The sequence below is a fragment of the Mesobacillus campisalis genome (genome assembly GCF_000986785.1).
In the GTDB taxonomy this organism is placed as follows: Bacteria; Bacillota; Bacilli; order Bacillales; family Cytobacillaceae; genus Mesobacillus_B; species Mesobacillus_B campisalis.
This window is the reverse complement of sequence record NZ_LAYY01000013.1, coordinates 76,752-99,368: the sequence shown is the minus strand read 5'-3', so window position 1 is coordinate 99,368 and position 22,617 is coordinate 76,752. Positions and strand designations below refer to the sequence as shown.

Here is a 22,617-nt window from a genome sequence, read left to right as displayed (position 1 = left end):
AAAGAGCGCTCCATTATTGAGGAGCGCTCTTTTGCTTCTTATTCTCGAGGATTCGCTGTTTACGTTTCGGGAGATTGACCAGAGTGACTGAAGCCAGGATTGCAGCTATTCCAATTCCCTGTGTCAATGTAATGCTTTCCTGGTAGACGGATATCCCCAGGATCAATGCAGCGACTGGTTCAACTGTAGCTATAATGGCCGCCCTGCTGCTTTCTGTCTTTTCCAGCCCCCAGGAATAGGCAAAATAGGCCATTACGGTAGGGAAGAGCCCCAGCCCAATGCTGTACAGGTACACTTCCCCTTCCGTTGCCCAAGCCTTTTCCCCTCCTAGCAGAATCGGGAGCAATAATGCAGCAGCGATGATAAACGTATAAAAAGTTACGGTAAAAGGATGGTATTTATTCAAGGCTACCTTGCCGAAGATGCTGTACAGCGCATAACCAAGGCCGGCGCCAAGCCCGATTAGAATACTCGCCGGCGGAAAGCTGCTTCCCGTACGCAAACTGACACCGGCCACCAATGAGCATCCTGCAATCGTACCAACAACCGCCACCAGTTTTTTTGCGTTCAGCTTTTCTTTTAGAAAAAGAAAGGACAAGGTAATCACAAATGCTGGCGAGGTATACAGAAGAGCTGCTGCGACAGGAATGTTCATCCTTTCTATTGCCGTAAAATAGCACCAATTAAAAAAGACAATGCTCATCCAGCCTGTGCCAATAAAAAGCGGAAGGTCTCCAGCTTTTATCCTTAAGTGACGACGGTATTTAACTAATCCAATTCCAATGAGAATGAAGGCCGCAGTCACTGCTCTAAGGGCAACGATTTCCATCGGGCTCAAGCCTGCAGCGGAAAGGCCCTTCACAAAAAAGCCGATCAATCCCCACATAAAAGCAGCTAAGGCAATCATGAGATAAGGCATGTTGTCATCCTTCCTCCAGGAAGGGATTTGTTAATTTGATAGTCTGTAAACTTCCCGGTATTTTTCATTAAGGTATTGTGCAAGGTGATCAGCATTCAAGCCTTCCCCAGTAACATCATTAAGAATTTCAAGCGGCATCTTCATCTTCCCATGAACATGGACCTTTGCGGTCAGCCACTCCTGAATTGGCTTAAGGTTGCCCTCTTCAAGGAGCAGCTCAAAGTTTGGCAGATCCTTCAGCATCGCCTGTTTGAACTGTGCTGCATACATATACCCCAGTGCATAGGATGGGAAATAGCCGAAGCTGCCTCCTGACCAGTGGACATCCTGTAAAACCCCCTGAGCATCGTTTTCAGGAATGACCCCAAGATACTGTTCATATTTTTCGTTCCAAATCCCCGGCAGATCCTCTACCTCGATTTCATCATTGAAAAGCCCTTTTTCTATTTCATACCTCACCATTACATGCAGGGGATAGGTAAGTTCATCCGCTTCAATCCTGATCAGCGACGGCTTTGATTCATTGATCGCGCGGTAATAGTCTTCAAGTTCAACATGTGCAAACTGCCCATCGGTATATTCCTGAAGCAGCAGGTAATTTTTCTTCCAGAATGAATAGTTCCTGCCGACAAAGTTTTCATAAAATAGAGATTGTGATTCATGGATGCCCATTGACGTTCCCGTGCATAGCGGGGTCCCCACCAATCGGGGAGAAATATTCTGCTCATACAGGGCATGGCCGCCCTCATGAATGGTTCCGAAAACAGCCGTCCTAAAATCTTTCTCATCATACTTGGTCGTCACACGCACATCACCCGGATTAATGCCGATGGCAAACGGATGGACTGTTTCATCAAGGCGGCCGGCATCAAAATTATAGCCCATCTGCCTGAGGATTTCCTCGCTGAATGCCCGCTGTTTTTCTTTGGGGAAATGCTTGAACAGGAAGTCAGTCTTTGGCTTGTCGGCTGAATCGGCAATTTGCTTCACCAGCGGTACGATCTGTTTTCTTAACTGACCAAATACCTTATCAAGGACCTCCACCGTGACACCAGGTTCATACATGTCAAGCAGAGTGTTGTATTTATTGCCGCTATAGCCCCAATACCCGATGAAACGCTTGGTGGTTTGCACAAGCTTTTCCAAATAAGGCCGGAACATCTCAAAGTCTGATTTATTTTTTGCTTCTTCCCAAATGCTTTCCGCTTTCGATTGGAGGATGACATATTCCCTGTATTCATCAGCAGGGATCTTCTTATTGCGCTCATATACTTTTTTGCATTCCATTGCGGTTTTCCTGGCAAGCTCCGAAGCATGACGGTCTTCTGCAATTTTATCTATGTATTCAGCCATTTGCTCTGAGACTGACATTGAAAACACTTCAGAAGATAATACACCTATAACTTGTGATCTTTGATCCACTCCATTTTTCGGAGCTCCTGTCCTCAAATCCCAATAAATAACCGAAAGGGCTTCCTCATAAGCAGACATCTTCTTTACATAGTCTAGAAATTCTTTTTCCAGCGTGACGGTTTCCATCTGCATCTTCCTCCCAATTTTATGTCTCTCCCATATTATCACATTTTTCTGAAACATAATAACGTACCCTTAAAAAAACGGAAAAATATTCCTTCAAAATAAAGTGGAAGCCCACCCTTAGCCGGGTGGGCCTTAAACATTAATTTGTGCCTGCTGCAAGATCACTGCTCCCTGAATTTTGCGGCTGGACAGGAAGGACATCCAGGAGCTTTTCAAGGATTTCCCGATCAAGAGTCCTATCGAGGAGAATGTGTACTTCTCCCTGATCTGTACTTGTCCTAATGAGCCGACCGATTCCCTGTCTTAGCCTTAAAAGCATATAGGGCAAGTCAACCTCATCAAAAGCATTGTCTGCTTCTTCCCGTTTAGCGGCAAACACCGGGTCGTTCGGTGGAAATGGCAATGCAAACAGGATGACATTTTTCAAAGCACTACCTGGAACATCCAATCCTTCCCACAGATTTACCGAACATAAAACACTTTGCTCTTCATTTTGAAAACGGGAAACAAGCTTTGAAATTTCTGCATCCCCTTCAAACAGCACAGGAAATTCAAACTCTCCTTCAGCCAGGCTTTTAAAGGAACGCAGTTCATCCCTGTCTGTAAACAATACCAGGGCCCTTCCCCCGGAAGAACGAATTTGCTGGATCGTATACTGGGCCCTCGCGGCAAAGCCTGCTTTGGAATAATCACGAAGGGAGATATTCATGACATCCTCGTAGTCAAATGGTGATTCAACCGAGAAGGAAAGATAGCTGTCAATTCCCAGGCTGTTTGCCATGTACTCAAATGACTTCCTCTCCGACAAGGTAGCCGAAGAAAAAACAAATGGCTTTTCTTGGGAAAATACTTCCTTGCGCAGTACTTCCTGAACCATTTTTGGCATAATGACAAGCGTTTTCTCGCCATTATGGATCTCAAGCCAGTTAATGCCGACCGAACGTCTGGCAAATAGAGTCAATGAATAACTGATCTGATCCAGGTATTCCTCTACAATCTTCAGGTTATAGTCGTTAATCACAAACATTTCACTTTCAAAAACCAATTCTTCCTGCAGAGATTCCAAAGTCCATAGCAAATCCTCCGCTATTCTGGACACGGAAGGTGCTTTTTTTACTGTAAGCTTTTCGGATGCCCTGCTTGCCTCGCTGTATTTTTCCAGTTCAATAAATAGCTGATCATTCAGGAATATGGCCTTTTCCATGAGGTTTAAGGTCTTTTCGCGGATATCATTGTCCATGATTCTCGTGAGCAGGGTTTCCAGGGTTCGTTCCGCATACCGATATGTCAACGCCTTTTGGCTTGCGAACTCAAGGAGATGCCCTTCATCAAAAACTACACAGCTCCCATCCGGCAAAAATGGAAGCTCACCTTCACGCTTGCGCGATTCCTTCGTCCAGATATGTTCCATATAAAAATCATGCGAGCAGACAATCAGGTCAGCCGCTTTTCGGTAATGCTCCCGCTGCAAGGTCAATCCGCAGCGATGCCGGCGGCTGCACGCAAGGCAATCCTGAAGTGGATCCCAGTTAATATTGGCCCATTCATTGTCCGTCAGGGAAGAATATTCTGTCCGGTCACCATACCGATGAAATTTCTGCAGCGTACTGCCTTCATGGACGAAGTCTGGCAGGCTGTCATAAACTGCATGATAGGCCTCATCGTCCCCATCCACAAAAGGATCCAGCTTATTCAGGCAAAGATATTGATCCCGTGATTTTGCCAGGCGGACATCAATATTTAAGTCCAGCGCTTTTTCAAGCTTGGCAATGTCCCCTTCCTTTTTGACAAGCTGCTCAATCAGCCTTTCATCGGCACAAGCAATGATGGCCGGCTGCTTTTTGTAGCGGGCATAACAAATGGCATAAAGCAGGTAGACGATTGTTTTTCCGGTACCCACTCCAGCCTCTGAAAAAATCACTTTCTTTTCCCTGAATGCTTTTTCGAGCTGAAAAGCCATGAAGATTTGCTCATCCCGCAGCTCGAATCCAGCTTCAGGGAGAATATCATAGAAAACATCGCCAATCCACTCGCTGAATTTATCGAAAAAAGATTCTGTTTTTGAAATAGTAAAAGGCAAACTGCCAGTCATGGTAACCCTCCAGACAAATTGACAGCGCCTTGCGATGGGCGCTGTCATTTCCATGTTATTTTACTTTAGCTGATTTCCTTATCCTTGTTGGGCGCAGGGTTCACTCTGAGCGCCTTGGCGGCCGTTTTCCCCAGTATTGGTAAAAGTCCGTCCTGATGAACCCATTAAACAGCTTTCTTTTTTTGGTTGCAGGCCTGCCGTAGAATTGCTCAAATTGTTCGTTTGAAGTCATGATATATACCGACCAAGTATCCAATGCTCCAAGTACTTTGCCCATTTCTTTATACATTTGTTCCACAGCGTTTTTTTCGCCAAGCCGCTCGCCATATGGCGGGTTGCTCACGATGACACCGTAATCCTTTTTGACCGCGAAATCCTGGACCCGCATTTGCTTAAAATTCACCAAGTCTCCAAGACCGGCCTCAAAAGCATTCTCTGCAGCGATTTTCACCAGGCGATGATCAATATCTGAACCTGTGATATCCAAAGGCTGATCATATTTCGCCATGTCCTCGGCTTCGTTTCTCGCCTGTTCCCAGACTGTATCCGGCATCCAATCCCACGACTCGGAGACAAACTCCCGATTAAATCCTGGAGCAATATTCTGGCCAATCAAGGCGGCTTCAATCGGAATGGTTCCCGAACCGCAGAAAAGATCGGCGAATGGGCGTTCAGGCGTCCAATTGGTCAGCATCACCAATGCGGCTGCCAGGGTTTCCTTCAGAGGAGCCTCTCCCTGGTCGACCCGATAGCCTCTTTTATGCAAACCGCTGCCGCTGGTGTCAATCGTTAAAGTGGCAACATCCTTCAAGAGAGATACCTCTATTTTAAACAGCGGTCCATTTTCCTCCAGCCAGGAAGTTTTTTTATAGGCTTTACGCAGCCTCTCTACAATAGCCTTTTTAACAATGGACTGACAGTCGGACACACTGAAAAGCTTGGATTTTTGCGATTTCCCGCTAACAGGGAATTCAGCATTTTCCGGAAGAAATTGCTCCCATGGGATGGATTTTGTTTTCTCAAACAATTCATCAAAAGTATAAGCTTTAAACTCTCCTGCCTTAATTTTGACCCGATCCGCGGTACGCAGCCATAAATTGCTCCGTGCAATCGCAAGCTCGTCCCCCTTGTAGGTGATCCTGCCGTTTTCGACCTGGCATTCGTATCCAAGGTCTCTCACTTCCTTCGCTACCAATGATTCCAGCCCCATTGCCGCAGTAGCAATCAATTCCAGTTTGCTCATCTATTTCACCCTTTAAAAAGTCACTTTTTATGAATCTCCATCATACCAGTTTACTCTTCGATAATCCAATCTATGAAAGAAATAAAAGAAGCCCTCCCGGCAAAAAAGGAGGGCTTGCGAAAACACTCATACAAAATCGATTAATAACGCTCTGTAAGCCATGTTTTGTTCCATTGTGCTGCGACCGGCAATTAGCCTCGCACTCCGGTGGTAACCATCTATCTACAGGTGGCATCACCTGTCCTTCCCTTCGTTCATTTCCTCCAGGAAAGTGCCCCTACCATTATTTGGGTTTCTCGCTCGCGGGGTTTACCTCGTTCCACCCTTCCCATTTCTGGGAAGGCTACGTCACTGTGGCACTTTTATAGGTATTCATGCCATATCCGAAGACTTAGGCATTTTCCCTGCCGTCAGCCAATCAGGCTGCCCTGGCTTATGAATTGGCCAGGCACGAACACTACGGACATCTCAGCCCGTGCGAGCATGGACTTTCCTCTGCAGAAAAACTGCAGCGGTTACCCGAACGCTATTAACGATTACATAGATTATTATATGAAATCATTCATAATATAGCAATGGTAACCAATTAGAAAAATTGGAAGAAAACGGTTCAATCGTAAAGCTTATTGCCAAAAACATGTTTTTCCAGGTTGGATAACCTTTTCAGTATATCGAAGTTCGTAGTCCCGGCAGGCTGGGCGCTAGGTCTTCTTGCTGCCTCCTCGAGCTGTTTCTTCAATCTCATGTTTTCCTGCTTAAGCTCTTCGATTTCCTGATGGAAGACTTCATAATCCTTAATCACAAGATCAAGGTACTTATCCACTTCCTCCGGTTTATATCCGCGCATGGCCGTTTTAAATTCTTTTTCCAGTATTTCTTTCGCTGTAAGATTCACTTTGTCAGATAGCATAATTTCTCACCTCGATATACCCCTATCATCACTTTATATTTTTTCAAAAACAGCGATATTTGTCAATTCTCTAATCCCGAACTTAGAAATCCTGATTAAACGCCTCTTCTTCCACAATCATCTGGAGGTCAGAAAAACTGATCATTCTGATATCGTACTCACCCTTTTCCTGCCTTTGTTTGGCAGCCTCGAAAATATATCTGGGACTTCCCTCTCTTTCCTGATCATAAAACAGAATGAGGACATTGCTCTTTTCTATGAAAAACTGGTTGGCCGCCCGCAGCTGCCAAGGTTTTTCGTAAGGCCTCCTTGATACTGAATCGACATGGTCGGCTTGGATCAGTACCGACTCATACCATTCCCTGTTGCTCTCATTCCATTTTTCTTCCTGATTCAAAAAAGGCGTGATGACCGAAAGCTTAAGGTCGGGAAGATACTCCTGCAAAGCAAACACTACCTCGGCCGCCCATAATTCCACTCCCGGCTGTCCGCTTATAAGGACCCATTCAAGCCCCTCTTCCGCCAATGCAGCCAATTCCTTCATGATAGCGGTTTTTATGTATTTGACTGCAGGATGGTTTTGTTTGAAAATCCCAAGCTCGTATGCCTTATATCCAGTAATGACAGCCACTTTTGGCATGGCCTCCTACACCTTTCTTTATGTATTCTCCATCTTGCATAGCCGTATAAAATGAAAAACAGGGGCTTCTTTGATAAACAAGCCCCTGCCATCTGTTTTAACCATTAACGTCCGAATCCAGGACCAAAACCTGGGCCTGCACCGAAGCCTGGGCCTGCACCGAAGCCAGGACCAGGGCCAAACCCCGGTCTAGGTACGCCAACGCCCATAGGCGGTACAGGACCTCCGTAATGATGCTGGTGCGTCACCTGATTAACCTGAGACTGAGTGTTCGGTGTATAGTGAATATGATCAAAATTGGTATGGTGGACATTTGTGGTATGAGTCGGGTGGATATGAGGTACTATATTGTTTGAAAAACTGTGATTTACACAGCATTTTGTCGGATGGACTACTGCCGGCAAAACTTGACCTGGTGGTCTGCAATGCATATGAATCTCTCCTTCCTCAAATTTTTATTCTTTACACTGTTAGCCTATGAAGAGGAGAGGTATCTTGTACTAATGAAAACACCTATTTTTACCTTTCGCCTAAATATTTCAAGCGATATTGTTTATATAAAAGCATAAAAATTGTCTTTAAAACCGGTGAAAACGATGACAGTCAGGAAAACTACAACAAAGAACATTACTAGAATCGCTTTATACATTCTTAACAGCCCCAATTTTTATTTTCTCCACAAGACTACATTTTAACGTCCATTTAACTTTGTTACAATATAAAATCCCATTTTCACTAGACATAATTGTTAACATTTTGTGACATCTGCTCTGTACTTTTATACAAAGAAAACCGGGGATTATAACCTTTCCCCGGAGATACATCGATGAAACCCTTCTATTGGTGCTTCATTTTCCTTTTAAGCCTCATCAGCCTTTTTTCCAAATCCACTTCCAATTTCTTTGCTTTTTCCCTGTTTAGGGCTGAAAGCAATCGATATGCTTTCTCGGAATAGCTCGCCGCAAGCAAGTATTCCTTTTCCCGGTGTTCAAAATACTTGGCCAGTTCAAGCAAGGATTCCAATTTTTGCAGGTCCGTCCCATTTTCGGAGGCGCTTTTCCATAACGGCAAGGCTCTTCCATAATCTTTATTCCGTTTGTATTCAGCAGCAAGTGCCACCATTGCGGCCATGGCTTCTGATCCGTCTCCATCAGCAATATTCAGAAAGGTCTCTTTCGCTTTTTCACTCTCTCCAATATAGGAGAACCAGCGCCCAACCTCATATGTTTCCCTTATAGTCCGTCCCTCATCCAATCCAAGCAATTGGAACGACAAATGGGTATACAGGGTAATCAGGGAGAGTATGTCAAGCTCATTGTGCTTCAAGACTCCAAGAAGTCCTTCGGGATGTTTCCTTTCCAGGAAATCAAAATATATCATTGGAGCGAGATACCCGGGAATGTCGTCTAACCGCTCAAACCCAAGAACTTCTTTTTCAACAGCGCTAAGCTTCATTCTTTCCATCTTATGTTTCCACATTCTGCGGGCAGCATGGTATAGGTCAAAATGGCCGAATGACGGAAGTTTTGGAACATGTTCCCTCACGAGGGTATGCCTCGTCTTGACCTGCGGCCAGTCAAAGGCTTTGCCGTTATACGTTACCAGGGTCCGATAATTGACGGATTCAAGGAAGCTTTGGTAAAGAGCTATTTCAGCTCCGGGATGAGGAAGAAGATGCTGTGTTAAAATGACGCCATCCCTGGTTAGGCGGGCATGGCCGAGCAAAAAGATGGTGTTGCCCGCTCCACCCCCCAACCCCGTGGTTTCCGTGTCAAAGAAAAACAGCTCCTCCGGACTATGCCCTACTGCTGATAAAGGGTGCTGGACCTTGCTATCATTCCATCTTAAAACAGCTTCCAAGGCTTCGGTAAAAGTGTAATTGCCATGTTTATGGGTAAGTGGATATACCACTTTTCGTACCAGGCAATAATGATCATCAAAATAATAGGGCGTAACATTTTCTTTCTCCCAAACATCCATAAAGGGAATCTCTTGCTTTTCCTTCAGGGCAGGCTTGATGGCATTTTCCGGGCTGTTTTTCATCCCAGTCGAAGGTGAGAGGTGGGGTTTCAAACGATTCAGCTTATTTTTCAGCGACATTTTATCACCTCTTTAGCCAGCTTTCGTGAACAAATCTATCATTTTCAGCACATCTTTTTTTGCCGTTTCTGCGGATGTGTCAGTTCCTATGCAGGATGGGCAGCCGGATTGACAACTGCACCCCCCTACCATCCGCTTCGCCTCAGCCAGAATATCTTCCATTAAGTGGTAGACTTTTTCACTCAGGCCTATCCCCCCTGGATAACGGTCATAAAAGAATATGGTCGGCTGCTCATTATGGGTGGCTTTCACCTGCGGAACAACGTGGACATCCTGCGGGTCGCACATCACAAATAAAGGAACAATATGTTTCAATGCCTGTGCTGCCCCAATAAGCCCCTGCTCAAGCCTATCATCTCCGAATTCATATAACTCCCTTTTCAATGAAATCCAGGCTGAGTTGGTATGCAGCTCTTCTTCCGGAAGATAGATTGGGCCCGACCCAATGTTTTCATGTGTTTCAAATTTTATCTTTTTAAAGATAGTAGCCATTGCACGGACACTGACATCTCCATACCCCAGGACTGTACTGCCGAGAGAGCGAAGTTTGTCTTCTTCGAGAACGTTCAGCTGGACAGCAAGATTGGCATCAGTAAAGTAGTCAACGGATACCTCCCTGACGAAAGCTTTTTTCTCCTCCCAGTCCAGCATTTCCACCTGGTACTGAATTCCCTGATGCAAATAGATAGCCTCCTCATGCAGCAGAGTCATCGCAGAAAAGGTGTCCATTTCGCCGATTACACGGACGTTCGCCACATCCGATTGATCTATGATGACCACATTTTCCTGTGAAGCAGATCGAAGCGAGATATTATGCGCCGGGAAGGCGTCATTCATCCAATACCATCTCTCCCCATTTTGGTGAAGGATCCGTTCTTCGGTCAAATATTCAAGAATCTCTTCCACTTCGGCATTGCCAAAACGTTCCCCTTTATTGAAAGGAAGTTCGTAGGCAGCACATTTCAAATGGTCAATCAGGATAATCAAATTGTCCGGATTGATTCTGGCTGTTTCAGGGCTTCTGGCAAAAAAGTAATCTGGATGCTGGATGATATATTGATCAAGCGGGCTAGAGCTGGCCACCATGATTACAACTGCTTCCCCATGCCTTCTGCCTGCCCTCCCTGCCTGCTGCCATGAACTTGCAATCGTGCCGGGATATCCATTCATGATGCAGACCTGCAACTGGCCGATATCAACACCGAGTTCAAGGGCATTTGTACTGACAACCCCATAAATTTCCCCAGATCTCAGCCCTTTTTCAATTTCCCTCCGCTCTGTAGGAAGATATCCGCCTCTATAACCGCGGATCGCTTTTGGCCCCAGTTTATGCTTAACTAGCTCCTGAAGGTAAGTAAGCAAGATTTCAACTCTGACCCTGCTTCTGGCAAAAACAATCGTCTGGATTTTATTTTTCAGAAACTCTCCCGCAAGCCACCGGGTTTCCAATGTAGCGCTCCTCCGTATATTAAGAGGTTTATTGACAATTGGCGGATTGTAAAAAATAAAATGCTTCCTTCCGGAAGGCGCCCCATTATTGTCAATCAGCTTCATTTTCTTTTCTGTCAGGTGTTCAGCTAGCTCGAGCGGGTTGGCAATGGTTGCCGATGTACAGATAAAAATGGGGTCACTGCCGTAGTATTGGCAGATCCTCCTGAGCCTTCTGATAACATTGGCAACATGGCTGCCAAACACGCCCCGATAAATATGGAGCTCATCAATTACTACGAACTTAAGATTCTCAAACAGGGATACCCATTTTGTATGATGCGGTAAAATGGCGGAATGCAGCATATCCGGGTTCGTTATCACAATATGTCCGGCCTTCCTCACCTTTTGCCTGATATTGGCAGGAGTGTCGCCGTCATATGTATAGCTGTTTATATTAAGCCCTGCTTCCTGAATCAGTTCATTGATTTCGCTTTTCTGGTCCTGTGCCAGTGCTTTTGTCGGAAACATATACAATGCCCTTGCTTTTGGGTCCTTAATAATTTCCTGCAGGACTGGGAGGTTATAGCATAAAGTTTTCCCTGAAGCCGTTGGTGTGACCGCCACAATGCTGTCACCCTTCTCTACGCTCTCATAAGCCGTTTTTTGATGAGTGTAGAGCTCGTTTATACCTCGTTTCTGAAGAGCTTCCCTCAACAATGGGCTGATGTCTGCTGGCAGCAGGGAAGTCCTGGCCTCCTTCGCCTCAATGGTTTCCCAATGGATGATATTTTCCTTGGCACTATCGTCAATCTTCAAATATTGAATGATATCGTGTAAATCGTTCCGGAATTTCATATCTTCACCTCAATAATTCTATTTTAGCGAATAAGCGTTCGTTCAAAAAGAACTAAAAGAAAATTCGTGACTGTATTTTTTTCCATGACGTGATATTTCTTTTCCAGACTCAAAATCAACCTTTCAACTCCTGTGGATCATTTTTTTGTTACAATAGGGAAAGAAGCATTGTTTATTGAGAGGTGGACACAATGAACAAATATCAAATCGAACAGTTTCTCTCCAGCTATTCTTTATTCCGCGACTTGGACCAAATGGAGATTTCCAAAATCGCCGACATCTCCATTTCCAGGGAATGGCAGAAAAACAGCCACGTTTTTCTTCAGGGAGACCCCATTGAAAATGTGTATTTTATTCATAAAGGAAAAGTGAAGATTTACAGAAGCGATGTGAATGGCCGGGAACAAATAGTGAATATTTTAAAAGGGGGAGAAATGTTTCCTCATGTAGGTTTCTTTCGCAAGGGTGGATATCCTGCATATGCAGAAGTGCTTGAACCTTCAGCTCTCATCACCATTCCAATCTCCCATTTTGAGCGTGTACTGATTGAAAATCCGCAATTGAGCATTAAAGTATTCAAGGTGCTGGGCGAAAAAATCGTTGATCTGCAAGAACGGCTTGAAGAACAAATCCTTAACAATACGTATGAGCAAATCATAAAGCTGTTAATCAGGCTTGCATCCAAACACGGGAGCCAACAAGAGGACGGAAAGGTTTGTTTAAAAGCGGAGTTCACCAACAAGGATCTGGCCAATATGATTGGCACGACCCGTGAAACAGTCAGCCGTACGCTGACCAAAATGAAAAAGGAAAACCTGATCGAAACAGACGATAAAGGGAGCCTGATACTGGACCCTCAAGTTCTGCTGGAAGAGTTGCTATAATGCTAAAGGAAAAGCCGCTGTCTATCTTCTGGACAGCGGCTTTTTGCAAATTACAAATTATATAGTATGTCTTGTTTCTATACTTTTAATATTCCCCCTAGACCTTTTACCATTGAAGAGACCTGGGTTACCGCATTCATCATCTGCCCTGCGGTATCGAGCATCTTATTGACATCCAGTGTCCCTTCCTGATTTTTAAAGGAATTCATGACCGATTGGAACCCGCCTGTCTGTTTGGGCAAAAAGGCATTCTGCGGATAAGGATGCAAGCTGGCAAGCGGCTGTTGGCCTCCGGGCAAAAACCCTCCATATGGTGAAGGATTTTGTGGCGGCTGCAGCGGGTTATCAAAAAGCATTTGCGCAACATTCTGTGTGTCGGCGTAAGGATGGCTCCCCCCCTGCCACTGCCCCATCGCGATGCCCATGGGCCCTTGTGGAGCAAAAGGCATGTTCTGATGATTCATCGTGCCTCCGCCTGCCATATATGGATGATAGCCAGGATGCTGATAATGATAATACGGTTGAGATGGCTGTAAGTTTCTGTATCCATTGCCAGAAGGAAAGGATACTGGAGGGGGTGCATATGGATAGATGATAGGATATGGCAACTTCTGTTTCCTGCCAAACATGAAAAACCTCCTCTTCATTTTTTCGCTACAGCATCTTATGATGCATTTGCCCAAAGAGTGATTCAGTTGGAAATCTCTTCATTATTTGTCTAAACGTGAAGAATGATGTCTGAAATCTCAATATTTGGAAAATAAAAGAAGCTTTGCAAACCATGTTAAAATAATGATGAAATATAGGGAGGGAAAATACATGAACGTTCACGAACTGACATTGAAGTTTATCCAGGTTAGGAACCACACACCTGAACATGCGAATGACTTGCTGGACTTCGCCAAAAAGGCCTATGTCCATAACGAAATTTCCTTCAGTGATTACCGTATACTCGTTCGTGAGCTGGAGCTAAGGGGAGCAGCCAATACTCCGGAAAATGCTCATCAAAATTCCTGATACACTGCTGAGGCAGGAGTACCCTATTCCAGGGTACTTTCTTTTTTTATGGCACTCTGCCCTTATTTCTTAATAAGATCCAAAAGCGATTGCAGTACATAGTCAATGGACTGGATATGTCCCATGAATCTCTTCCTGCTCGTTTCTGGGAAAAAGGCTTGAATGGATACCATCTCAATATTGTCGGCCGTTGCATCAATCTGTTTTGGATGAAGGTTTCTCTGAGGGTTTTGCTCAAGCCAGACTAGCGTCTCGGCTTTCCATTCGCCTGCCCTTACCCTCACTTCATCTGCAAAAGGTTTTACCTCCTCAAAAAAATCTCCTTTTTCCCCTGTTCCCTTTGCCTGTTCAAATCTGTTCATGATAAACCCGCTGTAGTGTAACATCAATTCAGTAAGCTCTTTTAACCTATGGTTTCCATGCATATCTAAGCCTCCAAAAAATAAAAGCAGCCTTTGGCTACTTTATAATGATGTTATATATTTTATTTTGTTTAATAGCCCAGTTCAAGCTTTGGAACTTTATTTCCCGGATAAGCCAAGGCGATTCCTTTGCTCTCCTCCTCTAAAGACAGCATGCTTTTTTCAAGGCCAGCCAGTTTTTTCCCGCATTGTTCATACCGGGCTTCCTGGGTTTCATGCCATTGTGTTTTGAATCCTTCAATTGAGGAGTGCAAATCATATTCCAGTTCCACAAGCCGATCGTTCAATTCCGCCAGCATGATCAAAATTTCCTCTTTTTCCAGCCCTTCTGCTTTCATATGCGTAACCCCTTTCGGAACTTGTTATGTACAGTATTCGCCCTCCGCTGCCCCACTCCTCTGCACTTGACAAAACTAGAACGTATTCGCCAAAGAATATGGAATACCTGTTTGTTCGACAGAAATCTTCCTGCATTAAATACTGGGTTTTGAACAAAATAACAAGCGGAGGTGTTAGCATTGAAAAACGAGGAAAAGGACAATAAACAAGAGCAGAAACAAATGGAAGAGCGCAAAACCGGTTACGGAGACAAAAAGCTGGAAGGGCCGGATCGTCCATCAACCTGAAGAAGCAAGGGGATGCCCCTTGCTTCTTTTTATGGAAAAGGTTCAAAAAGCCCTAATCCCATCCATCCAAAGTCATTTCCTTTAGAGTGATCAGCTTATGGAACTGCTTCTGTTTCTCCAGGAACCACTCCGTAAGCTCAATGGAGTGCCTATGCTGAACTTCCTGCTCCATCCACCTGCTTTTAAAGCTTCTATTGTTATACCAGTCTTCCTGCCTCCTATAATGATGGCTGACAATAGGAAAAGCAGCTCTTAAAAAAGGTGTATCCCGTTTTTTGGACATAGGCAAGTACCGTTCATAATCATGTCTTGATCCCGTATGTTCCGTTGTGAGTGCAAAATCAATAAACCCGGGATACAGATCCGGATGAAACAAAATATCGGCAATCCTCTTGCCAAGGTTGATTCGTTTATGAACAGACTTAAACCCGTTCACACTGGCACCATAAAGGATCCCCCTTCTGGTTGGAAGAATCACCGAGCTGAAATGCAAAAGATCCTGAAACATGAACATCACAGTATTAAAAACTTTTTTCTGATACAAATGATGCTCAATGACGGAATCATGTATGACATTCTGTTCGTTCACAATAAGGGCAATCATAAGCCTCTTTTTATCCCTCGTCTTCCAATAATTCCACCACTCCCTCTCCATAAAAGAAGAAACATTCAGAATGGGCAATAGGTGAAACATTGGGCGCCCTATTTTCGTCGAATAATGATATAAAAGCAATTGGGGATAGGCATCATAAAAAATGGTCCAATTGGCACGCTCATAAGTCAGGAAAAGCATCCTCAATACATGGGGCTCAAGGATTTTGGGAAACCATTCCCCTTCAAGGTCGCACATATTATAGCCGCCATTCCGTGACACCATGCTCGCCAGGAACGCCCAAATCATATCGGGGTGCTTTAGGTAATAGTCGAAATATGCAGCCGTTCGCGAGATATTGTCGATATTGAACCTGTTGGTCTCGAGGCGGATTTGAAGAAGAAGGTCTTCCTCGCTAGTTGATTTCCATATTTTCCTTGGTACTATCACTATCCAGCCTCCTGCCTTTTTCCTATTAGCGTGAGTTCATTTAGGGCTTTTTATTCAACAACATATGAGGAAGATTTGGTATGATAGGTAAGTAGTTTGCGAGGTGCCATATATGAATTTCCATTATCCCAATGGGAAACGTTATATTCCCAAAAATACAGACGCTCCCCAAAAAAAGAGCCAAGGAAAAAATTTTGCATACAGCAACAGGGGGATGACGCTTGAAGAAGATTTAAATGAAACAAATGCTTACTATTTGGAACAGCAAATGGCTGTCATTCACAAGAAACCCACGCCAGTCCAGATTGTCCATGTCGATTACCCCAAAAGAAGTGCAGCCGTGATTAAGGAGGCCTATTTTAAACAGGCCTCCACTACGGACTATAATGGCGTCTATAAAGGAAAGTACATTGATTTCGAGGCCAAGGAAACAAAGTTCGCGACCTCTTTTCCATTAAAAAACTTTCATGAACACCAAATTCGCCATATGGAAGCCGTTCTCCAGCATAGTGGGATCTGCTTTGTGATTGTACGTTTTACATCCCTTGAAGAAGTCTACCTGCTTGAGGCAGGACATCTTCTTGGTTTTTGGAGGAGAATGCAGGACGGCGGCCGTAAATCCATAACCAAAAAAGAAGTGGAAATGTTTGGCCACCGCATTCCTATAGGGCTGCATCCAAGGATTGACTATCTACGGATTATAGATTATCTTTATAATCTTAGTTAAGCTTATTTTTCCGATGTTTTAGAAAGGAAGGTAAATATAAATGGCAGATAAGCCTCAAACAAGAGAGGAACGCCGTAAACAGAGCAGCAAACGTAAGCCTAGTGAAAAGAAATCCACAAAAGGATTATTTAAAAAGATATTTCTTGGACTCGTGATTTTTGGGATTGTCGGCCTGCTGGCCGGTGCAGCAACCTTTGCATTTATGGTCAAGGATACCCCCAAACTTGATGAGTCTATGCTGAAGGATCCAATTTCTTCAAAAATCTACGACATGAATGGTGAACTTGTAAGAGAAGTAGGTTCGGAAAACAGGGACTATATTGCCTTTGAAGATATACCACAGGTTGTTAAGGATGCTGTCATCGCCACGGAGGACGTCCGATTCTACCAACATAATGGAATTGACCCCATCCGCCTGGGCGGAGCCGTGCTTGCCAATATCACCGATGGGTTTGGAGCAGAAGGCGCCAGCACCATTACACAGCAGGTTGTGAAAAATTACTTTTTGTCCTTTGATAAAACACTTGACCGGAAAGCCAAGGAAGCCTGGCTCGCTTTCCAGCTGGAGCAGAAGTATACAAAAGAAGAAATATTTGAAATGTATGTGAATAAAATCTTCATGTCCGAAAATAGCCATGGAATCGCCACAGCCTCAAAAATTTATTTCGGAAAGCCATTGCAGGAAGTTGAACTGCATGAAGCTGCCCTGCTTGCCGGCATGCCGCAAAGCCCGAACAACTATAACCCTTTCAATTTCCCTGATAAAGCGGAAAAACGGCGCAACACGGTTTTAAGGCTGATGCACCAGCATGGGTTTATCTCAGAACAGGAAATGAAGGAAGCAATTGCAATACCGGTTACATCGAGCCTTATTGCAGAGGAAGACCGTGAAAAACGGAAAGAAAAAGAATTCGACGCCTTTGTCGACCGCGTTATAGATGAAGTCGAACAGCAGGGTGATTTTGATATCTTTTCCGACGGACTGGAAATTTATACAACCTTGGATCCCGATGCCCAGACTTATGTTGAGAATGCCCTAAATACGAATGATATTATTAACTATCCAAACGAACAGATACAAGCTGGTGTTGCCCTTCTCGACACCCAGACTGGGGAAATCCGTGCCATTGGAGGCGGACGAAACCAGAAAGGTGCACGTGAGTGGAATTACGCCACCGACCTTAAGCGTCAAACTGGCTCGACAATCAAGCCGATTCTCGACTATGGACCGGCCATTGAGCACCTCAATTGGGGTACTTACCATATGCTCGAAGATAAACCTTATCAGTATTCGAATGGTACGCCGATTAATAACTGGAATAATCGTTATGAAGGAACGATGACGATGCGGACAGCTTTGGCAAAGTCCAGAAATATTCCTGCACTTCAAGCCCTGCAGGCGGCCGGACTCGATAACGCCCGGGATTTCGCGGATGGCCTTGGACTGGGTGAATTCCTTCCTGATCCGATTACCGAATCCGCAGCCCTTGGTGCTTATGAGATGTCTCCGCTAAAAATGGCGGGAGCCTATGCAGCATTCGGCAATAACGGTTTTTATACAGAACCTTATGCTGTCAAAAAAATTGTCCTCCGGGATAAGACGGAAATCGACATGACACCTGAATCAGTAGTAGCAATGAAGGATTACACTGCTTTTATGATTACAGACATGTTAAAGAGCGCGGTCAGTTCTCCATACGGAACAGGTGGCATGGCAAATATCCCCCACCTCCCCGTAGCCGGAAAAACGGGAACAACGAATTATGATTCCGAACAAATAAGCAAATGGAACATTCCTGATGGAGCTGTACCGGACTCATGGTTTGTAGGCTACACTAGCAGATATACAGCTGCCATTTGGACTGGATATGAAACAAAAGAGAATGCCCTCCTGGCGGATGGATATCAGCAAAAAATACCGCAGATCCTGTTTAAAAACATCATTCAGGAGGTCTCCAAAAATATCGATACACCTGACTTTACCACACCAAACAGTGTTGTGAGGGTAGCGATTGAAAGAGGGACCATCCCTGCAAAACTAGCCAGCGAGTACACGCCAAAGGACCAAATTCTGTATGAATATGCCGTTAAGGGCCATGTACCTGCTGAAACATCGAAGAAATTCGAAAAGCTGGATGCGCCGAATAAATTGAACGCCAAATACGACGAAACCACCAACGAAATCATTCTGACCTGGGGACACAAAGCCCAGGGCGGGGTAAGTTTTGAAGTAAGTGCTTCCCTTGATTCCGGCGGTGAACAGCTGTTGAAATCGACAGCTGAAACAGGTTTGAAGATTGCCAATCCTTCTCCTGGCGGCACTTACACCTTCAAGGTAACCGCCATCCGCGGTGACCAGCGAAGCGACCCCGCAAGCACCAGCATCCAAATACCGGATCCTTCTGCTGTTCCGGAAGAAGAGGGACCTGAAGCTGAAGAAGGATCTAAAGAAGCAGAGAAAGACAAAGATGCAGACAAAGAAAAAGAAAAAGAGAAAGAGAAAGAAAAAGAGCAAGACAATAATCAAGAAAACGAGAGTGAAACTGGCAACAACCAGGATGAACCAGATGGAACCGACGAAACAGAAACAGAAACAGAAACAGAAACACCAACAGAAACCCCTGCCACCGAAAACGGAAACAGCAATGGAAACGGCACAGGCGGCAGCACAGGTAACGATACAGGCAACAATGGAAATGGCACCTAAAAAAAACCGCCCGGAACTTATGGTTCCTGGGCGGTTTTTTGTGTACCGTTGTGAAATGTAAGCGTGGACCTGGCAAACTGCTTATGCTGTTCATTCATTAATTCCGACAGTTGGATGTAAGAATGATAAAGCCCCGGCCTGCCCATGATAAACTTGAGTCTCTCTTCTACGTTCACAGGCTTTGCACCTAAGGTTTTCAAATTTTCCAATGGGAGACTTACCGGCATTCGATTGGACCAGTACACGAACTTCAAAAAAAGGTCTATACCCTGCTCCATCGCTCCAGATGCTTTAATCGAATCACGAACAGAATGGCCCTGGCCAATTTCTTCCTTAAGCTTTTCCCATTCGTTTAACAGCATTGGAATGTATTTTTCAGGCTTTTCCCATGGATGAACTTCTTTTTCCCCATTATAGCTTTCTGCCCAACTTTTCACTACTTTTCCTTCCCCTTCATCCGTTTCTTTCCTTCCCTGCACAATTCCAGCAAAGGACATATCTCGCATTGGGGATTCTGTGCCTTGCAATGGTATCTCCCAAAGAAAATCATTCGATGGTGGGTAACCGACCATTCTTCTTTTGGCACCTTCTTCATAAGCGTTTTCTCCACCTCAAGGACAGAGTCCTTCCACCGGCAAAAGCCAAGCCGCTTGCTGACCCGCTCCACATGCGTATCAACTGCAATCGCAGGGACTTCATAAGCTACAGATACAACAACATTAGCGGTTTTACGCCCTACACCAGGGAGTTTGGTCAATTCATCACGGTCATTGGGGACAATGCCTCCGTATTCATGGATCAGCATAAAACAAAGCTTTTGAATATTTTTTGCTTTATTGCGAAACAGACCAATGGACCTTATGTCATTTTGAAGTTCTTCAAGAGGGACGCTTAGATAGTCTTCGGGGGTCTTATACTTTTGGAACAGGTTTTTAGTTACTTTATTGACCAGTGCATCTGTACACTGTGCCGACAACGCCACAGCTATGACCAGTTCGAATGGATTAGAATGATTCAGCTCGCAGTGAGCTTCCGGGAACATCCGTCCCATTTCATCCAGACAATAACGAATTTCTTTCTTGTTTAACATCGTCTCCACCTGTCATAATGAAATTTTTTAACCATACATAAAAAAATGAGGAAACGATTCCCTCGTTGCCTCTGATTGGTTTTATGCCACGTTTACTGCTCAAGCCAATTGTAAAATGGGACTGGCTTGGGCTGGACATTTGTTTCGTTTTCCATTTTCCTTTGCTGTCCCTGATGCTGCCTGAACTTCCGGCCATGGCTTTTGGCCTGTTCAATTGTCCTGATCCCATTGCGTTTCCACTCAAACAGAATGCGGTCAATGTAGCGAAAGTTCAGTTTGCCTGATATGACGGCTTCACGCAGTGCGGCTTTGATAATAAGCGGATCGTGATGATCATCATCCATCCACATCGCAAGTGTTTCACATTCAAACGGGGAAAGCGGTCTCCCAAACTCTTCTTCAAAGCATGTATATAAATCCGTCTCTTCCACTTGCCTGGCATGTACCCGTTCCTGTTTTCTGCTTTGCAGGAAGCGGTCGATCAATTTTTCCCAGAATGGGTCAAGGGAATACTTTTCAAACCGTATTCCATCGGGCGAAAAGCCATCTTTAATTTCAATAAAGCCTTTCTGAATCAGGGTTCGCAGCATCTCCGTACAGTCAAAGGCGCTGGAAGCCATACGTCCGGACAGCTCGGCAGGCGTGGGAAACTCATTTCCTTTTTCAGCGAAATGAAGCACCTGAAGAAGCAGGACGAGCTCTTTTTCAGTCAAGTGCATGTTTTTATATTCTGTTAGTAAAGCGGCGGGGATACTGATGCTTCCCTCCCGCAGCCATTCCAAAAAATCAGCTTTTTGCATACCGGACACCTCATTTCTAGTATAACACGAACATTGCCGGCTAGTAACTCTGCACAAAAAGATTAAAGATGTGAATTAGTTCTAATAGACAGAAAAAGGGAAGCGCCTATACCATTGGAATGGAATAGGCGCTTTGGGGCCACAGCTGATTAGGCTGGCTGCGACAAACTCCACCTTCTTATGGATACAGCCTGTTTAGAAGACGAGGGAAAGGAATTGTCTCCCTTACATGCTCGACTCCGGAAATCCAGGCTACTGTCCGTTCGAGACCAAGTCCAAATCCCGAGTGAGGCACAGAACCGTATTGGCGAAGCTCCAGATACCATTTATAGGCATCCATCGGCAGATTATGTTCGTCAAGTCTCTGCTTCAACAAATCGTAGTCATGTATGCGTTCTGATCCCCCGATAATTTCGCCATATCCTTCAGGTGCGATCAGATCGGCGCACAGAACCACCTCTGGGCGTCCTGGCGCAGGCTGCATATAGAAAGCCTTAAGTGCAGTAGGGTAATGCGTGATGAAAACAGGTTTGTCATAGCTCTCGGCTATCGCCGTTTCATGGGGAGCTCCAAAATCATCGCCCCATTCGATATCATTAAAGCCTTTTTCATGAAGCAGCTTGACTGCATCATCATACGTAATGCGCGGGAATGGCGCTTTGATGTTTTCAAGCTTTGAAGTATCGCGTCCCAGTGTTTTCAATTCTATCTGGCAATTTTCCAGCACAGACTGAACCACGTATGAAACATACTCTTCCTGGACCTTTAGGCTATCCTCATGTTCATAAAAGGCCATTTCCGGTTCGATCATCCAAAACTCAATCAGATGGCGGCGGGTTTTGGATTTTTCTGCCCGGAATGTCGGACCGAAGGAAAACACTTTTCCCAGCGCCATTGCCGCCGCTTCAAGGTGAAGCTGGCCGCTTTGGGAAAGAAAGGCATCTTCTTCGAAGTATTTCGTGTGGAAAAGTTCGCTCCCGCCTTCAGGAGAACTTCCAGTAAGGATTGGCGGATCGACTTTTGTGAATCCTTGATTGTTAAAGAACTCGTAGGTTGCACGGATAATTTCATTCCTGACCTTCATAACGGCATGCTGGCGCTTGGAGCGCAGCCAAAGATGCCTGTGGTCCATCAGGAATTCGGTTCCGTGTTCTTTTGGGGTAATTGGGTAATCGGTTGCCTGGTGGATGATTTCCAGGCCATTTACGAGCAGTTCATATCCAAGTGGAGATCTTTCATCTTTTTGAACGCTCCCCGTAACATACAGGGAGGATTCCTGGGTTATGGACTTTGCCAGCTGGAACACTTCTTCCTCTACATCACTTTTAGCAACGACTCCCTGGATAAAGCCCGTTCCGTCCCGGAGCTGCAGGAAGGCGATTTTTCCGCTGGAGCGCTTGTTTGCGAGCCAGACTCCAATCCTGACTTCCTGATCGACATATTTATGAACTTCCGAAATAGTTGTTTTATACACTGATTGTTCCCTCCAAAACTAAGCAAAACTGGGTGTTATGTACGTGTTCAATTATAACCTTGGTTTGCATACAGGACAACATGTAAACCTTGAAAGCGG

The 22,617-nt window shown here is 44.8% G+C and carries 21 protein-coding genes and 1 other RNA gene; 4 read left to right on the top strand and 18 right to left on the bottom strand.

Features of this window, described 5'->3' with window-relative positions; genetic code table 11:
* Positions 1 to 13: 13 nt before the first annotated feature.
* From WQ57_RS12990 to WQ57_RS12945, 10 genes are all read right to left on the bottom strand, one after another.
* Positions 14 to 919 carry a DMT family transporter gene (locus tag WQ57_RS12990; RefSeq protein WP_046524204.1) on the bottom strand — a complete coding sequence of 302 codons (906 nt, stop codon included), beginning with the start codon at positions 917 to 919 and terminating at the stop codon, positions 14 to 16.
* Between the two features lie 30 nt (positions 920 to 949).
* The gene (locus WQ57_RS12985) at positions 950 to 2,458 is read right to left on the bottom strand and encodes a carboxypeptidase M32 (RefSeq protein WP_156183132.1); all 1,509 of its coding nucleotides are present in this window, start codon (positions 2,456 to 2,458) and stop codon (positions 950 to 952) included.
* A gap of 139 nt (positions 2,459 to 2,597) precedes the next feature.
* Positions 2,598 to 4,550 (bottom strand): ATP-dependent DNA helicase, encoded by a 1,953-nt coding sequence (locus WQ57_RS12980; protein ID WP_046524202.1) that lies wholly within the window; start codon positions 4,548 to 4,550, stop codon positions 2,598 to 2,600.
* Positions 4,551 to 4,650: 100 nt separating this feature from the next.
* The gene (locus WQ57_RS12975) at positions 4,651 to 5,793 is read right to left on the bottom strand and encodes a THUMP domain-containing class I SAM-dependent RNA methyltransferase (RefSeq protein ID WP_046524201.1); all 1,143 of its coding nucleotides are present in this window, start codon (positions 5,791 to 5,793) and stop codon (positions 4,651 to 4,653) included.
* A gap of 149 nt (positions 5,794 to 5,942) precedes the next feature.
* Positions 5,943 to 6,320, bottom strand: an RNA gene (rnpB, locus tag WQ57_RS25915) — RNase P RNA component class B.
* A gap of 83 nt (positions 6,321 to 6,403) precedes the next feature.
* On the bottom strand, positions 6,404 to 6,703 hold the full coding sequence (gene gpsB, locus WQ57_RS12970; protein WP_046524200.1) for a cell division regulator GpsB: 300 nt from the start codon (positions 6,701 to 6,703) through the stop codon (positions 6,404 to 6,406).
* Between the two features lie 82 nt (positions 6,704 to 6,785).
* On the bottom strand, positions 6,786 to 7,343 hold the full coding sequence (locus WQ57_RS12965; RefSeq protein WP_046524199.1) for an SLOG family protein: 558 nt from the start codon (positions 7,341 to 7,343) through the stop codon (positions 6,786 to 6,788).
* A 104-nt stretch (positions 7,344 to 7,447) separates the two neighbouring features.
* The gene (locus WQ57_RS26230) at positions 7,448 to 7,774 is read right to left on the bottom strand and encodes a CotD family spore coat protein (protein WP_084820269.1); all 327 of its coding nucleotides are present in this window, start codon (positions 7,772 to 7,774) and stop codon (positions 7,448 to 7,450) included.
* A 406-nt stretch (positions 7,775 to 8,180) separates the two neighbouring features.
* Positions 8,181 to 9,443: a ribonuclease H-like domain-containing protein gene (locus WQ57_RS12950; RefSeq protein ID WP_046524197.1), complete on the bottom strand. Its 1,263-nt coding sequence runs from the start codon at positions 9,441 to 9,443 to the stop codon at positions 8,181 to 8,183.
* A 12-nt stretch (positions 9,444 to 9,455) separates the two neighbouring features.
* Positions 9,456 to 11,729, bottom strand: a complete 2,274-nt coding sequence (locus WQ57_RS12945) for a DEAD/DEAH box helicase (RefSeq protein WP_046524196.1) — start codon at positions 11,727 to 11,729, stop codon at positions 9,456 to 9,458.
* A 191-nt stretch (positions 11,730 to 11,920) separates the two neighbouring features.
* Between WQ57_RS12945 and WQ57_RS12940 the strand changes: the two genes are divergently transcribed.
* On the top strand, positions 11,921 to 12,613 hold the full coding sequence (locus WQ57_RS12940; protein ID WP_046524195.1) for a Crp/Fnr family transcriptional regulator: 693 nt from the start codon (positions 11,921 to 11,923) through the stop codon (positions 12,611 to 12,613).
* Positions 12,614 to 12,690: 77 nt separating this feature from the next.
* Here the strand turns inward: WQ57_RS12940 and WQ57_RS25910 are convergent, their stop codons facing one another.
* A complete protein-coding gene (locus WQ57_RS25910; protein WP_046524194.1) occupies positions 12,691 to 13,242 on the bottom strand; it encodes a YppG family protein in 552 nt (183 codons plus the stop codon).
* Between the two features lie 190 nt (positions 13,243 to 13,432).
* On the opposite strand from WQ57_RS25910, the gene yppF reads away from it, so the two are divergent.
* Entirely contained in the window at positions 13,433 to 13,630 is a 198-nt protein-coding gene (yppF, locus tag WQ57_RS12930; RefSeq protein WP_046524193.1) for a YppF family protein, read from the top strand.
* A gap of 62 nt (positions 13,631 to 13,692) precedes the next feature.
* Here yppF and WQ57_RS12925 read toward each other — a convergent pair whose 3' ends face one another.
* From WQ57_RS12925 to WQ57_RS12915, 3 genes are all read right to left on the bottom strand, one after another.
* Positions 13,693 to 14,055 carry a YppE family protein gene (locus tag WQ57_RS12925; protein WP_046524192.1) on the bottom strand — a complete coding sequence of 121 codons (363 nt, stop codon included), beginning with the start codon at positions 14,053 to 14,055 and terminating at the stop codon, positions 13,693 to 13,695.
* A 68-nt stretch (positions 14,056 to 14,123) separates the two neighbouring features.
* Entirely contained in the window at positions 14,124 to 14,390 is a 267-nt protein-coding gene (locus tag WQ57_RS12920) for a hypothetical protein (RefSeq protein WP_046524191.1), read from the bottom strand.
* A gap of 340 nt (positions 14,391 to 14,730) precedes the next feature.
* Positions 14,731 to 15,720 (bottom strand): DUF2515 domain-containing protein, encoded by a 990-nt coding sequence (locus WQ57_RS12915; RefSeq protein WP_338151906.1) that lies wholly within the window; start codon positions 15,718 to 15,720, stop codon positions 14,731 to 14,733.
* A 112-nt stretch (positions 15,721 to 15,832) separates the two neighbouring features.
* Here WQ57_RS12915 and recU point away from each other — a divergent pair, with 112 nt between their 5' ends.
* Complete coding sequence (gene recU / locus WQ57_RS12910; protein WP_046524189.1) at positions 15,833 to 16,447, top strand: Holliday junction resolvase RecU; 615 nt, start codon at positions 15,833 to 15,835, stop codon at positions 16,445 to 16,447.
* Positions 16,448 to 16,487: 40 nt separating this feature from the next.
* Positions 16,488 to 19,154, top strand: coding sequence for a transglycosylase domain-containing protein (locus WQ57_RS12905; protein WP_046524188.1), 2,667 nt, complete (start codon positions 16,488 to 16,490; stop codon positions 19,152 to 19,154).
* A 17-nt stretch (positions 19,155 to 19,171) separates the two neighbouring features.
* On the opposite strand, the gene WQ57_RS12900 is transcribed toward WQ57_RS12905, so the two are convergent.
* The 4 genes from WQ57_RS12900 to asnS form a co-directional block, all read right to left on the bottom strand.
* Positions 19,172 to 19,591: a YpoC family protein gene (locus WQ57_RS12900; RefSeq protein ID WP_052948746.1), complete on the bottom strand. Its 420-nt coding sequence runs from the start codon at positions 19,589 to 19,591 to the stop codon at positions 19,172 to 19,174.
* Complete coding sequence (nth, locus tag WQ57_RS12895; RefSeq protein ID WP_046524187.1) at positions 19,591 to 20,244, bottom strand: endonuclease III; 654 nt, start codon at positions 20,242 to 20,244, stop codon at positions 19,591 to 19,593. Before nth ends, WQ57_RS12900 begins: the two co-directional genes overlap by 1 nt.
* A gap of 92 nt (positions 20,245 to 20,336) precedes the next feature.
* The gene (locus WQ57_RS12890; RefSeq protein ID WP_046524186.1) at positions 20,337 to 21,044 is read right to left on the bottom strand and encodes a DnaD domain-containing protein; all 708 of its coding nucleotides are present in this window, start codon (positions 21,042 to 21,044) and stop codon (positions 20,337 to 20,339) included.
* A 178-nt stretch (positions 21,045 to 21,222) separates the two neighbouring features.
* A complete protein-coding gene (gene asnS, locus WQ57_RS12885; RefSeq protein ID WP_046524185.1) occupies positions 21,223 to 22,518 on the bottom strand; it encodes an asparagine--tRNA ligase in 1,296 nt (431 codons plus the stop codon).
* Between the last annotated feature and the right edge of the window lie 99 nt (positions 22,519 to 22,617).